The sequence below is a fragment of the Bradyrhizobium centrolobii genome, from assembly GCF_001641635.1.
Lineage (GTDB): Bacteria > Pseudomonadota > Alphaproteobacteria > Rhizobiales > Xanthobacteraceae > Bradyrhizobium > Bradyrhizobium centrolobii.
In genome coordinates, this window is record NZ_LUUB01000056.1 from 1 (window position 1) to 14885 (window position 14885).

Annotated in this window: 11 protein-coding genes and 2 pseudogenes; 10 read left to right on the plus strand and 3 right to left on the minus strand. The window is 61.4% G+C overall.

Features of this window, described 5'->3' with window-relative positions; genetic code table 11:
* The 10 genes and pseudogenes from AYJ54_RS50745 to pgl form a co-directional block, all read left to right on the plus strand.
* On the plus strand, window positions 1-585 hold a 585-nt coding region (locus AYJ54_RS50745), incomplete at its 5' end, for an HAD family hydrolase (RefSeq protein WP_063700679.1).
* 4 nt (window positions 586-589) lie between these two features.
* The gene (tal, locus tag AYJ54_RS17860) at window positions 590-1675 is read left to right on the plus strand and encodes a transaldolase (RefSeq protein WP_063700681.1); all 1086 of its coding nucleotides are present in this window, start codon (window positions 590-592) and stop codon (window positions 1673-1675) included.
* 24 nt (window positions 1676-1699) lie between these two features.
* The gene (gene pgi / locus AYJ54_RS17865; RefSeq protein WP_063700683.1) at window positions 1700-3382 is read left to right on the plus strand and encodes a glucose-6-phosphate isomerase; all 1683 of its coding nucleotides are present in this window, start codon (window positions 1700-1702) and stop codon (window positions 3380-3382) included.
* Between the two features lie 127 nt (window positions 3383-3509).
* The gene (gene gnd / locus AYJ54_RS17870; RefSeq protein WP_063700685.1) at window positions 3510-4535 is read left to right on the plus strand and encodes a phosphogluconate dehydrogenase (NAD(+)-dependent, decarboxylating); all 1026 of its coding nucleotides are present in this window, start codon (window positions 3510-3512) and stop codon (window positions 4533-4535) included.
* 29 nt (window positions 4536-4564) lie between these two features.
* Window positions 4565-6212: transketolase family protein (locus tag AYJ54_RS17875; RefSeq protein ID WP_430641434.1), on the plus strand; the 1648-nt coding region annotated here is incomplete at its 3' end.
* 1 nt (window position 6213) lies between these two features.
* Window positions 6214-6655, plus strand: a pseudogene (locus tag AYJ54_RS52405) (transketolase-like TK C-terminal-containing protein); the annotation flags it as partial.
* Window positions 6656-6714: 59 nt separating this feature from the next.
* Window positions 6715-8164, plus strand: a 1450-nt coding sequence (zwf, locus tag AYJ54_RS17880; protein WP_245329057.1) for a glucose-6-phosphate dehydrogenase, incomplete at its 3' end; no start/stop codon positions are given.
* Between the two features lies 1 nt (window position 8165).
* A pseudogene (locus AYJ54_RS53495) lies at window positions 8166-8226 on the plus strand (hypothetical protein); the annotation flags it as partial.
* A gap of 19 nt (window positions 8227-8245) precedes the next feature.
* Window positions 8246-9058 carry a Cof-type HAD-IIB family hydrolase gene (locus tag AYJ54_RS17885; RefSeq protein WP_245329055.1) on the plus strand — a complete coding sequence of 271 codons (813 nt, stop codon included), beginning with the start codon at window positions 8246-8248 and terminating at the stop codon, window positions 9056-9058.
* Between the two features lie 10 nt (window positions 9059-9068).
* Complete coding sequence (pgl, locus tag AYJ54_RS17890) at window positions 9069-9806, plus strand: 6-phosphogluconolactonase (protein WP_063700691.1); 738 nt, start codon at window positions 9069-9071, stop codon at window positions 9804-9806.
* Window positions 9807-10449: 643 nt separating this feature from the next.
* Here the strand turns inward: pgl and AYJ54_RS17895 are convergent.
* The 3 genes from AYJ54_RS17895 to AYJ54_RS17905 all read right to left on the minus strand — a co-directional run bounded on the left by AYJ54_RS17895 (window position 10450) and on the right by AYJ54_RS17905 (window position 14754).
* Window positions 10450-11802: a carbohydrate porin gene (locus AYJ54_RS17895; protein WP_201724208.1), complete on the minus strand. Its 1353-nt coding sequence runs from the start codon at window positions 11800-11802 to the stop codon at window positions 10450-10452.
* 327 nt (window positions 11803-12129) lie between these two features.
* Window positions 12130-13305, minus strand: a complete 1176-nt coding sequence (locus tag AYJ54_RS17900) for a Gfo/Idh/MocA family protein (protein ID WP_082905695.1) — start codon at window positions 13303-13305, stop codon at window positions 12130-12132.
* A 51-nt stretch (window positions 13306-13356) separates the two neighbouring features.
* Window positions 13357-14754: a sugar porter family MFS transporter gene (locus AYJ54_RS17905; protein ID WP_063700693.1), complete on the minus strand. Its 1398-nt coding sequence runs from the start codon at window positions 14752-14754 to the stop codon at window positions 13357-13359.
* Window positions 14755-14885: the final 131 nt, after the last annotated feature.

The window sequence follows — 14885 nt, forward strand, 5'->3', positions numbered from 1 at the left end:
CGCGATCGGTACTGGGCAATTCTCGAGGAGCTGTTCCAAGAACTGGGGTATCGAGACTATCTCGGCGCGCTCCAGCGGTATCGCGTCGAACACCCGCAAGACATGCACCTGTTGTCCATGTCGTCATTCCTGGTCGATTACCCGTTCGCCAATCGTTTGTATCCGGAATCCCTAGACGTGCTCGAACGACTACGTCAGTGGGGCCCAACCATCCTTCTCACCGATGGCGACGTCGTCTTTCAACCCCGCAAGGTTGAGCGTTCCGGGCTTTCGGAGGCAGTCAACTCACATGTGCTGATCTACATCCACAAGGAGCTTGCGCTCGATGATGTCGAGGCCCGCTATCCGGCGCTGCACTACGTTCTAGTTGATGACAAGCCGCGTATCCTTGCCGCGGTCAAGGAGGTCTGGGGCAACCGCGTCACCACCGTCCTTCCCCGACAAGGACAATATGCCCACGACGCGAACGCCCTCGCCTCCTTCGCCATACCCGACGTGACGGTGGACCGGATCGGAGACCTGCTCGACTGCGATCTGGCTCGCCTGCTTGCGGCAGCCCCACGACTCAAAGCTGTGCGGAGGTGAAGCGATGAGGGCAACGCAAAAGCTCCACGAACTCGGACAGAGCGTTTGGCTCGACAACATCACCCGCGACCTGCTGACCAGCGGCACTTTGAAGCGCTACATCACCGACTTGTCGCTGACGGGACTCACATCGAACCCGACGATCTTCGACCATGCGATGAAGAACAGCTCTCACTATGATTCAGCGATCCGCAGCAAGCTCACTGAGGGAAAGTCGGGCGAGACGCTATTCTTCGAACTAGCAATCGAAGATCTAGCCCAGGCAGCAGACCTGTTCCGCCCGATTTGGGACCGCACCAACGGTGTAGACGGGTGGGTCTCGCTCGAGGTCTCGCCCCTGCTCGCCCATGACACCAACGCGACCTTGGCGGCAGCGCGCGCGCTTCACCAACGTGCCGGCAAGCCCAACCTCTTCATCAAGATACCCGGCACAGCGGAAGGCCTGCCAGCGATCGAGGCGGCAATCTTCGCCGGCGTTCCAATCAATGTCACGTTACTGTTCTCCCGCGAGCAATACCTCGCAGCAGCTGATGCTTACCTGCGCGGCGTCGAGCGGCGCATTGATGCGGGGCTGAACCCGGCAGTCCCGTCGGTCGCCTCGCTGTTTGTCAGCCGTTGGGACGTCGCGGTCAGCGGCAAGGTCCCGGACGAGCTGACCAATCGGCTTGGCATCGCAGTCGCCCAGCGTACCTATAGGGCATACCAAGAGTTGCTCGCATCGGCACGGTTCCAGCGCGCCGCCAATGCCGGCGCTCGGGCCCAGCGACTGTTGTGGGCTAGCACCGGCACCAAGGATCCGACGGCCTCCGACATCCTTTATGTGAAGGCCCTTGCTGCGCCCTTCACGATCAACACCATGCCGGAGGGCACTCTGCGAGCATACGGAGACCACGGCGAAGTGCACGAGATGCTCGCGCCGGATGGAGGCGATTGCGAGCGAGTCCTGGCCAGCTTCAGCGAGGCCGGAATCGGCATCGACGCGCTCGCGGCCCGGCTGCAGGACGAGGGCGCGGCATCGTTTGTGAAGTCATGGAACGATCTATTGGCCTGCATCGAATCGAAGAGCGCGACGATTCGGGAGGCGAGCTGAAAGGCTGGAGAGGAGACGGTGGCTATGGATCAGGGTAGGCGTTCACCGGAGCTGGTCAGGAAGCAACCCACGAGCGTTCCAGCTTTGCGCAGACGGCCCGCCTGGGCAGCGTTAGAGCGGCACTACCAGACCGTGAAGGACGTGCACCTCAGGCAACTCTTCGCCGAGGATCGCAAACGCGGCGACAGGCTCGCTATCGAGGCGGCTGGAATCTATCTCGACTATTCCAAGAACCGGATCACCGACCAAACCTTGACACTATTGCTTCGGCTTGCCGAGGAATCGGGGTTGCGAGACCGCATCGATGCGATGTTCCGGGGCGACAACATCAACGTCTCGGAGAACCGCGCCGTGCTTCACGTCGCCCTGCGGGCTCCACGCGACGCTTCGATCATTCACGACGGACGCAATGTGGTGCCCGACGTCCATGCCGTTCTCGACAAAATGGCGGGTTTCACGCATCGGCTACGCAGCGGCGCCTGGAAGGGGCATACCGGGAAGCGCATCCGCCATGTGATCAATATCGGCATCGGCGGATCTGATCTTGGACCGGTCATGGCATACGAAGCGCTGCGGCACTACAGCGAGCGTGCCATGACATTCCGATTCGTCTCCAATGTCGATGGCACGGATTTCGCCGAGGCGGTGCGCGATCTCGATCCCGCTGAGACGCTGTTCATCGTCTCTTCCAAGACCTTTACCACGCTCGAAACGATGACCAACGCGCGCACGGCGCGTGACTGGCTGTTGGCCGGTCTCAATGGCGAGGCAGACGCCATTGCCAGCCATTTCGTCGCCGTCTCGACCAACGCCTCGGAGGTTGCGAAGTTCGGGATCGATACCGCCAACATGTTCGGCTTCTGGGACTGGGTCGGCGGTCGCTACTCGATGGATTCGGCGATTGGCCTGTCGACGATGGTGGCCATTGGTCCGGATGGCTTCCGCGACATGCTGAATGGCTTTCACGAAATGGATGAACATTTCCGATCTGCACCGTTCGAGCGCAATCTGCCGGTTCTGATGGGTCTGCTCGCCATTTGGTACAATAATTTTTTCGGCGCGCAGACCGTCGCGGTGCTTCCCTATGAGCAGTATCTCAAGCGCTTTCCTGCCTACCTGCAGCAGCTCACCATGGAGAGTAACGGGAAACATGTGACTGGCGACGGCATCACCGTGGATTACGACACAGGGCCGATCTACTGGGGCGAGCCAGGGACCAATGGCCAGCATTCGTTCTATCAGCTCATCCACCAGGGCACCCGGCTCATACCCTGCGATTTCATCGCCTTCGCCCACAGCCTGAACCCGCTCGGCAGACACCACGACATGTTGCTTGCCAATGTCTTTGCCCAGACCGAGGCGCTCGCCTTTGGCAAGACGGCCGAACAGGTCGAGGCGGAAGGCACGCCCGATTGGCGTGTGCCGCATCGGTTGTTCGCGGGCAATCGTCCGTCGAACACCCTCCTGCCGGACAAATTAACACCAGAAGCGCTGGGCAAGTTGGTCGCGCTATATGAGCACTCCGTCTTCACCCAGGGGATGATCTGGCAGGTCGATTCGTATGACCAATGGGGCGTGGAATTGGGCAAGGCGCTTGCCCAGCAGATCATTCCTCAGCTCGAGGACCCCACGGAACCCGAGCTCAAGCACGACAGTTCGACCAACGCGCTGATCCGGCGCTATCGCAAACTCAAGGCTTCCGGCTGATGCCTCGAAGATATGATCGCGCGCCCTCGATCCCGCCGGTCGATCACCACGGCTCGCTCGAATTCGACTGTTCGGCCGCAAGCGTCCTGTTGGGTGCCGATTGAAACATGATCAGGAGAGCTAACCCATGCAACTCGGAATGATCGGTCTCGGACGGATGGGAGCAAACCTGGTGCGCCGGCTCCTGCGGGGTGGACATCAATGCACTGTGTTCGATAGGTCCGCAAAGGCGGTAGACGAACTGGTGAAGGAGACGGCCGTCGGCGCCGCTTCGTTGCGTGAGTTGGTCGAGAGACTGACGAAACCTCGCGCAGTCTGGCTGATGGTGCCGGTCGGCGCCGTAGACCAAACCATCGCCGAGCTGCTGCCCTACCTTGAGCACGGCGATATCGTGATCGATGGCGGCAATTCCTACTACATCGACGACATCCGCCGAGCCGGGGAGCTGACGCCCAGGGGCATCCGCTATGTGGATGTCGGGACCAGTGGCGGTGTCTGGGGCCTCGAGCGCGGCTACTGCATGATGATCGGGGGCGATGCCGGCACGGTGAGGTATCTCGACCCGATCTTCGCCACCCTCGCACCAGGTCACGGCGACATTCCACACACTCCGGGACGCGACGAGGCAGTCGGCAAGGACGGCAAAACGTCCGAGCAGGGCTATCTCCATTGCGGCCCTAGTGGTGCCGGCCACTTCGTCAAAATGGTACACAACGGTATCGAATATGGCGTGATGGCGGCTTATGCGGAGGGGTTCGCTGTCCTCAAGGGAGCCAATGCCGGGAAAAAGTCCGGCGTCGTCGACGCCGAAACGACGCCGCTGCGGGACCCTGAACACTTTCAATATGATCTCGACCTGACGGAGATTGCGGAGGTCTGGCGGCGTGGCAGTGTCATCGCCTCCTGGCTGCTTGACCTCTCGGCCACAGCCCTGATCCGGGATCCTGCGCTATCGACCTTCGCAGGGCGCGTGTCCGACTCCGGCGAAGGTCGCTGGACCATTAAAGCCGCCATTGACGAGGGCGTGCCAGTCCATGTGCTGTCCTCCGCCCTCTACGAGAGGTTCAGCTCGCGCGGCGAGGCGGATTTCGCGGACAAGCTTTTGTCGGCGATGCGTTACGAATTCGGCGGACATCTCGAGAAACAGGCTTGATCACAGCTGATCAAAGCGCGGGCGGAGGAATGGAGCCAAGTCGAATGACCAGCGAAGAACTCGACCAACTGGCGATCACGACGATCCGCACCCTGTCTATCGACGCGGTGCAGCAGGCAAATTCAGGCCATCCCGGCGCGGTGATGGCGTTGGCACCGCTCGCGTATGTGCTCTGGAACCGGGTCATGCGCTTTGATCCGAAGGATCCGATCTGGCCAAATCGCGATCGCTTCATTCTGTCAAACGGCCATGCCTCGATGCTCCTGTGGTCGCTTCTCTATCTAACGGGCACCCGCGCCGTAAACGCCGAGTACGAACGTCTCGGCAACCCGTCAGTCACCATCGACGACATCCGTCGGTTCCGCCAACTCGACAGCAAGGCGCCGGGACACCCGGAATATCATTGGGTCTCCGGCGTCGAGACGACGACCGGTCCGCTGGGCCAGGGAATTGCCACGAGCGTCGGCATGGCGATCGCGCGCAAATTTCTCGCCAATCGCTACAACCGGCCCGGCTTCGATATCTTTGACTATGACATTTATGCCGTCTGCGGCGACGGCTGCTTGATGGAAGGGATTGGCGCGGAAGCTGCCTCGCTCGCCGGGCATCTCGGCCTCGATAACCTCTGCTGGATTTATGATAACAATCACATCACCATCGAGGGCAATACGCGCATCACCTTTACCGAGGATGTCGCGGCGCGCTTTCTCGGCTATCAGTGGAATGTGTTGCGGGTCGGAGATGCCAACGATCTCGGGCCGATCGAGGATGCGCTCACCATCTTCCGCAAGACCAAGGGCAGACCAACCCTCATCATTCTGGACAGCCACATCGGCTACGGGTCGCCACACAAGATCGACACTCCGGCAATCCACGGCGAGCCCCTGGGCGAGGAGGAGGTTCGACTTACCAAGCGAGCGTACGGCTGGCCCGAGGACGCAAAATTCCTCGTGCCTGACGAGGTTCCTCGGCGGTTCGACGCTGGTATTGGCGCGCGCGGTGCCGAAGCGCGGCGCCAATGGGAGAAGCTGTTTGCCGCCTACCACACACAATTTGCTGAACTCGCCACTGAGATCGACCAGATGCAGCGGCGCGCGCTGCCTGCTGGATGGGACCGAAACCTGCCAAGCTTCCCCGCCGACCCTAAGGGCCTTGCGGGGCGAGTAGCTTCCGGCAAGGTGCTGAACGTCCTTGCTCAAAATATTCCCTGGCTGATGGGCGGATCGGCAGATCTCGGCCCGTCGAACAAGACGCTCCTGACGTTTCCCGAAGCGGGAGATTTTGAAGCCGCAAGTTTTGGAGGCCGGAACCTCCATTTCGGCGTTCGAGAGCACGCGATGGCGGCGATCGTGAATGGATTGGCATTGTCGAAGGTGCGCGCTTTCGGCGCGACGTACCTCATCTTCAGCGACTATGCACGCCCAGCGATCCGTCTTTCCGCCCTGATGGAGCTTCCTGCCGTCTGGGTCTTCACCCATGATGCGATGGGCGACGGCGAGGATGGGCCGACCCACCAGCCGGTCGAACATCTGATCTCGATGCGGGCCATCCCAGGCCTGGTGGTCCTCAGACCGGCCGACGCCAATGAGGTCGTCGAGGCTTACCGCTACGTCCTCGAGCTGCGTCATCAACCGGCGGTGATCGCACTATCGCGCCAGCCGCTCCCGACGTTCGACCNCCGCCGCAAGTACGCGTCGGCTGCCGGGGTCGCACGAGGCGCCTACATCATGGCGGACGCAACGGACGGCGCGCCGGAGATCATACTTATTGCGTCGGGCAGCGAGGTTTCCCTTGTCGTGGAGGCCCATGAAAAGTTGACCTCCCAGGGGATTCGCTGCCGTATCGTCTCCATGCCCTCGTGGGACATCTTCGAGCACCAGCCACAGTCCTATCGCGATGAGGTGCTGCCACCAGGTCTCCATGCACGCATCGCCGTCGAGCAGGGATCGGTGCTCGGATGGGACAGATATGTCGGCACCGCTGGCCGCATTGTCGGCATGAAAACATTCGGGGCGTCGGCACCGCTCAAGGAGCTGCAGCGCAAGTTTGGCTTTGAGCCGGAGCGGGTTGTCGAGGTCGCCATGGAAGTGCTGGGCCGTAACGAGAGGAAGTCGCGATGATCTCAAGCAGGCCGGATCCGTTGACGGAAGTTGAAGCCTCGAGCCAAGCCGAGAGCCCAATGGTCGCGCCACCGTGCGCCATCGTGATCTTCGGCGCCTCCGGCGATCTGACGAAGCGCCTGATCGTGCCGGCGCTCTACAACCTTGTTACCGCCAAGCGGCTGCCCGACGGATTTCGGCTGGTGGGTGTCGACCTAGTCGCCAAAACGGTGCAGCAATGGCGCAACGGCCTCGCCGACGCAATGCAGGAATTTGTTGGGAAGGACGGCGAGTTCCAAATGGACCACCTCGATCAGGCCGCCTGGCGGTGGTTGGCCGAGCGCATGAGCTATCTGCAGGGCGATCTCAATGATCCCGGGCTGTACTCCCGGATCGGCAAGCATCTGACGGAGCTCGACACGACTGGAGGTACGGCCGGCAACCACCTTTTCTATCTCGCCGTCGCGGACCGCTTCTTCAGCGTGGCGGTCGCGGGGCTCGCGGCTGCGGACCTCATGATCGAGAGAAATGGCCAGTGGCGACGGGTGGTGATCGAGAAGCCGTTCGGCCACGACGTGTCGTCAGCCAGGGCGCTCAATGCCCGGATCACGACTGCGCTGCACGAGCATCAGATCTATCGGATCGACCATTTCCTCGGCAAGGAAACGGTCCAGAACATCATGGCGCTGCGCTTTGCCAACGGCCTGTTCGAACCGTTGTGGAATCGAGAGCACATCGACCACGTGCAGATCACCGCGGCGGAGACAGTCGGTGTCGAGCGTCGGGGCAGGTTTTACGAGAAGACCGGAGCGCTGCGCGACATGGTACCGAACCACGTGTTCCAGCTGCTGGCGATGACCGCCATGGAACCGCCGATATCGTTCGATGCCGATGAGGTTCGGACCAAGAAGGCGGAGGTCATCCGGGCCATCCAACCGCTCGGTGCCTCACAGATCCTCAACGACGTTGTGCGCGGCCAGTATGACACTGGCACAGTGATCGGTCGCGCGGTGCGGGCTTATCGCCAGGAGCCTGACGTGGCCCCGGACTCGAGCATTGAGACGTTCATCGCCTGCAAGCTGAAGATCGACAACTGGCGTTGGGCCGGCGTCCCTTTCTATCTCCGCACAGGCAAGCATCTAAAGCGCCGTGTGACGGAGATCGCGATCCGATTTCACCAGGCACCATACACCCTCTTCCGCGGCACCGACGTGGAGCGGATGAATCCCAACTGGATGATCCTGCGTATCCAACCCAACGAGGGCGTCGCACTCGAATTCGCAGCCAAACGTCCTGGCCCGACTGTGAAGTTGAGTTCCGTCAGCATGGACTTTGCTTACAGGACTTACTTCAAAGCCGAACCCAGCACTGGATACGAGACCCTGCTCTTCGATTGCATGATAGGTGATGCAACCCTGTTCCAGCGCGCCGATAATATCAAGGCCGGTTGGCAAGCCGTTCAACCCATCCTTGACGCCTGGGCAAACCATCCGCCTCTGAATTTTCCGAACTATGCGGCGGGCGGAAGCGNCCCCGCCGCAGCTGACGAGTTGCTGGCACGCGATGGGCGCGCCTGGAGACCGCTGGACTGAGCCTGCGACGGAGGTGGTGATGATGCCGAAGATTTCCCTTGTATTGGCAGACGTGGACGGCACGCTCGTTAACGAGGAGAAGGTCCTGACGAAGCGCGCGCAGAACGCTGTCAGCCAGTTGCGACGCGCCGGCATCCGCTTCGCGATCACCAGTGGCCGGCCGCCGCTCGGCATGGCCATGCTGTTCGACTTGCTCGAGCTCGATACGCCGATCGCCGGCTTCAACGGCGGGCTCTTCGTCAAACCGGATCTCACGATCCTAGAGCAAAAGACGGTGCCTCTTGATGTGGCGAGCGAGGCCGTCGATCTTATTCGCAAGCATGGTCTCGACGCCTGGGTCTATCGCGGCAATGACTGGTTGATCACGAATGCGGACGCCCCGCATGTCGCGCGTGAGGCTTGGACCGTCAAATTCGAGCCGAAGATCGTGGCGGATGTCGGTAAAGAGCTCGACCAGGTTGCCAAGATCGTTGGCGTCAGCGACGATTTCGACAAGGTGCGGCGCTGCGAGGCAGATGCCCAAGCGGCCTTCGGACAGCACGCGACGGCGGCGCGGTCACAACCCTACTATCTCGACATTACCAACAAGGAAGCGAACAAGGGTTCTGTCGTCGAGTATCTGTCGAGCCATTTGAATGTGCCGGCCGGTGAAATAGCCACGATTGGCGACCAACCAAATGACGTGTTGATGTTCAAGAAATCCGGCTTCAGCATCGCGATGGGAAACGCTTCCGATGAGGTAAAGATCCAGGCCAACGCCACGGCTGGCTCCTACAATGACGAGGGTTTTGCCAAGGCGATGGAGCATTTCATTCTAGGTTCCTCTGATTGAGGTTGCAGCCATGGGCGAGACCAGTGACCGCTATGAAATACTTCCCGATCCGGCGGCATTGGCCCGCCGTGTGGCCGAATGGATGACGGCGGCTGCGCTCGCCGCGAAGGACAAGTTTCGGGTGTCACTTTCCGGCGGATCGACACCGAAGACGCTTTACCAACTTCTCGCGACCGATGAATTCAGCGCGCGTTTCCCCTGGCAGCGCGTCTTCTGGTACTGGGGAGATGAGCGTTTCGTTCCCCATGATCATCCCGACAGCAACTATCGCATGGTCCGTGAAGCGATGCTTACGAAGGCACCGGTGCCACCTGAGAATATTCATCCAATCCCGACCGACGGGAGCCCGCTGGACGCGGCCAGTCGCTACGAACGGACGCTGCAAGAGGCGTACGGCGGGAAGATACTCGATCCGACCCGTCCGCTCTTCGACGTGACCCTCCTTGGCCTTGGTGCCGATGGCCATACGGCTTCGCTATTGCCTGGAGAACCGGTCTTGGAGGAGCGTCAGCGATGGGTGGCGGCCGTCTCGCACGGACGCCCCGAGGCCCGCATCACCATGACTTATCCGGTGATCGACAGCAGTCGGCGTGTAGCGTTTCTGGTGACGGGCCGAGAAAAGGCTACCATCTTGCGGACAATCCGCGCGGGGGGCAGCGCTGCTCCTGCCTCCCGGGTAAGGCCGGTCGGTGAGCTCTTTTGGTTCGTGGACCAAGCTGCGGCTAGTGAAGAACGAAGGCCTGACTGAGGTGCTACCTCGATGCTGACCGACACCTTACCGAAATCGGATTCGGTAGGATTACGGTGAGCCAGGGCCGGCGCAGTCCCGCCTACGACGGAACGTCAAGCAGGCTCAATCCAAGAAGGCTTCGTTGAGCGCCCCCTCTCCCTCGGCTGCTTGCCTGCGAAAGAGCAAAGCCAATCACGAGCGCTGTAACGAAAAGGATCTTGGTCCGGTCCCGGCCTGGATTGCCGAACACCTCAATAGAGGGTGAACGGCCAGATCGGCGACATCCTTCGAGAGCGCATCGCGGCCCCTGAAATCCTGTCGCGAGCAGTGAAGCCGCAATCGACGGGCTGTGCGTCGGTCCCTGCGCGAATGTCTTGCGTCGCTGCGAGTGCCTCGCTTGCGCGGCAAGCAGGGGAAGTGCGCACGGCATCCTTCGCACCGACCTTTTCCCTTACGCTCGGTACCTTCACATTTCCTGGCTACGCGGCGCTTTACGCTGTCGTCGTCAACCTCGTTCTGACAGCCGAGCTAACTCTGCTGTTCACACCGCTGGGCACCCATTCCGCCGACGAACCGTCGCAGCCGACTATCATGCGCCGTCGCAAGCGGCGTGAACGTAGCTTAGACACTCGTCACAAGTTCCCCGGGGGCCACCTTCGCATCAGAACTGGACCACGGTGCGCAGACCAAGAACCCAGGCATTGTCGGTCTTCACGCCGGCGGCGTTAAACCCGCGTCCGCCGGGATTGATCACATACTGGGCGTCGAACTTGAGGTTCATCCATCCGGTCGCCTGCCAGCCGTACCAGACTTCGATCGGAACTTCGTTACCGCCTGCATTCGGGCTGAGGGCGGCCGAATTCACGTGGGTCGTACCCACCGCGAAGCCGACTTCGTCCTCGGGGCGCCAGGCAAACGTTCCGGTGTGCTTGACGCCCCAGGCGATCTGGTAGTCCTGGTACGACGTCCGGTGATCGGCGACGGTCGTATTGAGGAAGGTATACCAACCCTCCGCCTTGGGACCATCAACGGTCAACCGCTGCACGATCGACTCATAAACGCCGTAGCGGCCTCTTTGATCTCCCAGATTTTGGTCCGGGACACCACCGACGCCCGGGATGGTAGCAATGATCCCGGGGAGGCCCCCATCAATCGTCGACGCATTGTCATACCAGCCGCCGAATCTCCAGGTCCCGTTCAAGGGACCGCTCGGCCTCCAGGTCAACTCCACCGGCACCAGCACGCCCGTCGCGGGGTTTGAGGCAGGGATGCCGGGCAAGAAGTAGACGGTGGAGTCTGACGTCGTCAGATAATTCGGATTGGCGTCGAAGACGCCGACCGAAAACTGCAATTCCTTGGTCAGCTTGTAATGGACGAGACCGGCCCATTGGCTCACCGGCCAGTTATAGATGTAGTTCCCCAGGATGTTGCCGGACTGGCCGCCGCAGAAGGTCAGGTTGATGAACTCGCACTCACCGAAGAAGAAGTCGGAGCCGGCTGGAAGACGGCCACCCTTGAGTTCAAGGCGATCATCGAAAAGCTTCTGCAAGTAGTAGAGTTCGGTCAGGCGCAGAATATTGCCGCGACCGAAAACTTCATTGGTCAGCTGCAGGGCCGGAATGCCTGCCTCTGTGTTCAGATTGTCGCCGAAACGGTCGACCAGCGTGAGACCGACCGTGCCGCCCTGGATGCCGGCGAGCTTCGCCATATCGAATTTGGCATGAAAAAACAGCTGACCAGAGTTGACTGCGGTGTTCTTGGATCCGCCCGACAGGTTGGTGACGGCCTCGTCGAGCAGCGTCAGGGAGAGAGAGATGCCCTGCTCCTTCAGCTTGGTCCTGCCGAGATCGCCGAACAGATACGGCCTGGTCCAGAAATCATCGGTCTCAGCATAAGGAACAGGCGGAGCTTTCGTCCAAAGATCGGCCGCGTACGCTCCACCGCTCAACAGAGATGACAAAGCAATCCCCCCGCCCCACACACGTGGGGTGTTTAAAGGCCTATGTAACAACATTTTCTGGCCCTCCCCCTGCGTCCCAGGCTTTGCCTATTTTTTTAATTTTTGTGGGACGTTCCCACTCAGCATACACCGATTTCAGCCGTTGAAGAAGCGGCTGCGTGGTCTTCCGTTGAGCTGTCATGCCTGATCGCCCGGCCTCGTTAGCAACGCAGCCCCGCCGCGCGGTGCCGCGAACGGCAGCAGCATCGCTTGCGGAACAGTCATGGCACGTCGCAATCACACGATGTCCATCCTCCGCATATTGCCAGGCAAACTCTACGCCTGGCCCCCTATCGCAACCCGTCACCAATATCGTCGCCATCGTCCACCGCGTCCTCACATTCATGAACCCAGGAAAACCGCCGCACCATCCCGGGCCGAACTTTCCAGGCATGCCATCACAAAGGCGAGTCCCGCGACGCCGTCGTCGATTGTCGGCACGAGCCTTGGCGCGCCCGAGGTCGCGTGGCCACGGCGCGCGAGCATCATGTCGGCCAGGCCGCAATAGAGATTGGCTACCGCCTCGTGCAGTCCCTCAGGATGTCCAGGGTGTAGCAGGCGCGAAGAATGCTGCGCATCGGCGGTCAGCATCGGCTGGCCTGCCGCAATGACACGAACTTCGCCGTTGAGAGACGCGATCGCGAGCTCATTGTGCCGGCGATGCAGCCACTCCATGTGACCGGTCTCGCCGTAGACTCGCAGGCCAATATGGTTCGACATACCGGCCGCCGCATTGCAAACATCCAGCTGCCCGCGAATGCCTCCCGCCAGGCGGAAGCGCACCTGCGCCACGTCGTGCACCTTCCGGCCTGGATGCAGTGCTCCGACGTCGGCGGAAACTGTTTCAAACGGCTGCCCCGTGACAAAGGACACGAGGTGATGCGCGTGCGTGCCGATATCGCCAAGAACCAAAGACGGCCCGCTACGCTCCGGCTGCAGCCGCCAGCGCTGATGCCCATCCGGGCCAAGTTCGACCGCCGTGGCGAGGCCGCCCGCGAGATACTCGACCTGAACCAGGCGGACCGCGCCGATCTCGCCGGCAAGGCATCGCGCGCGCATCTCGCGCACCATTGGATAGCCGGAATAGGTGTGCGTGACCGCGACCGCGCAGCCGGTGGATGCAGCCAGCTCGCGCAGCGTCTTGGCGTCGCCGAGATCATTGCAAAGCGGCTTCTCGATCATCACATCGAGGCCGGCGGAGATCGCGAGCTTCAGATATCGCGCGTGGCTATCATTGGGGGTGATGATCGCAACTGCCTCGATGCCATCGTCGCGGGCACGCTCCCCGGCAATCAGATCCTCGACAGTGCCGTAGCAGCGCGACTCAACCAGGCCCACGGCAACGCCTGCGGCGCGTGATCGCTCCGGACGCGAGGAGAGTACGCCGGCAGCCAGCGTGAAGCATTGGTCCATGCTCGCCGCGATGCGATGAACTGGACCGATCATGGACGGTGGCGCGCCGCCGACAATGCCAAGTCGAAACGGCCGCCCGAGCGCGGCAAACACCGGATTGGTCATCTCCCCTCCTTCTTTCAGTCGTGGAGGCGGCCTAGATACCGTCTCAACGGCTCATCTTTGCACTGCCCACATCCGCTGGATGTCTTCGAGCGATTTCCGCTTGGTCTCGGGCACCGACCGATAGATCCAGATCCAGGCAATCGCGCACAACAGCGCGAACAGCCAGAACGTCAAAGAACTCCCGATGGCCTCGTCGAGCGACAGGAAGAACTGGCTCACGAGATAGGAGGAGCCCCAGTTGACGGCGGTGGCGAGCGCAACCCCGCGACCGCGCACGCGTGCCGGAAACACCTCGTTGATGACGGTCCAGACCACGGGGCCGAGCGAAAATGCGAAGCATGCAATGTACAGGATCAGGGCCGCAACTGTGACAATGCCCGCCAGAGTGGGCCCACCCGCCGCGGGAGCTTGGCCCGCGGCTCCGATGAACTCGAACGCCACGCCGACCACGACCAAGCTCGCACCCATTCCGATAAGGCCGGTCAGCAGCAATTTGCGGCGCCCCTCATTGTCGATGAAGGCGATGGCGATCAAGGTCGCGAGCACATTCACTCCGCCAATCGCCCAGGTGGTCACCTCAGCCTGGGACTCGGGAGATGCAAATCCTGCGGAGGCGAATATTTGATTGGCATAGTAGATGATGGCGTTGATGCCGGTAATTTGCTGGAAGATCGCAAGTCCGACCGCGACGAGCAGCGGATGGCGCCATTCGCGGTGAAATATCTCGCTCCACGGAGCGGGCTTTTCCTCGGTGCGAAATGCGAGCTCAATGGCATCGAGATGCGCGTCGACGTCGATGTGTGGCTCGACCTTGTGCGCTGCCGCACGCGCCTCGGCGCGCCGATTCTTCATTATCAGCCAGCGAGGAGATTGCGGCGTCACCAGCGCGGCGACAAACAGCGCGAGTCCGGGCACCGCGGCCGCCCCGAGCATCATCCGCCAATTACCGCTCGCGGACAAATGCGCATTGACGAGATAGGCCAGGAATATTCCGATCGTCACCGCAAGCTGGTAGCTTGCGATGAATCGGCCGCGAAGGCTCGCCGGCGCGAGCTCGGCGGCATAGAGCGGCGCTGCGACCGCTGCGACGCCGACGCCAATGCCGATGACCAGACGTCCCGCGACCAGGACGAACGCCTCGGCCGCCAAGTATTGCACGGCCGCGCCAAGTGTGAAGAGCGCGCCGGCAAGCATCAATGCGCGTTTGCGTCCGATCGCATCGCCCACGTTGCCCGCGATCAGCGATCCGACGAGCGCGCCCAAGTTGACCCAGCTCGTCACCACTTGGAGCATCAGCACGCTGAGGGAGAATGTCGACTTGATGCCGGGCAGCGCGCCGGAAATCACACCCTGGTCGTAACCGAACAGGCCGCCGGCAAAGATGACGACGACGATAACGATGGCAAGCCAGAAGGTGAGCGTCTCTGCACCGGGCGGTGTGGTCTTCACACCCCCACTGCCTCCGGCCAAGGGGACGGGTGCGGCCGAATCCTTGCTTGAGCCGCTCGACTGCAAGTTCATGAGTAGATCCTCTCGTGCCGGCACCGGTGGGGCGAGCCCAATTGCGCGGCGCGCTTCGT

Coding starts and splice junctions, on each gene's coding strand:
- tal (WP_063700681.1), top strand. CDS start 590: ATGAGGGCAACGCAAAAGCTCCACGAACTCGGACAGAGCGTTTGGCTC.
- pgi (WP_063700683.1), top strand. CDS start 1,700: ATGGATCAGGGTAGGCGTTCACCGGAGCTGGTCAGGAAGCAACCCACG.
- gnd (WP_063700685.1), top strand. CDS start 3,510: ATGCAACTCGGAATGATCGGTCTCGGACGGATGGGAGCAAACCTGGTG.
- AYJ54_RS17885 (WP_245329055.1), top strand. CDS start 8,246: ATGATGCCGAAGATTTCCCTTGTATTGGCAGACGTGGACGGCACGCTC.
- pgl (WP_063700691.1), top strand. CDS start 9,069: ATGGGCGAGACCAGTGACCGCTATGAAATACTTCCCGATCCGGCGGCA.
- AYJ54_RS17895 (WP_201724208.1), bottom strand. CDS start 11,802: ATGTTGTTACATAGGCCTTTAAACACCCCACGTGTGTGGGGCGGGGGG.
- AYJ54_RS17900 (WP_082905695.1), bottom strand. CDS start 13,305: ATGACCAATCCGGTGTTTGCCGCGCTCGGGCGGCCGTTTCGACTTGGC.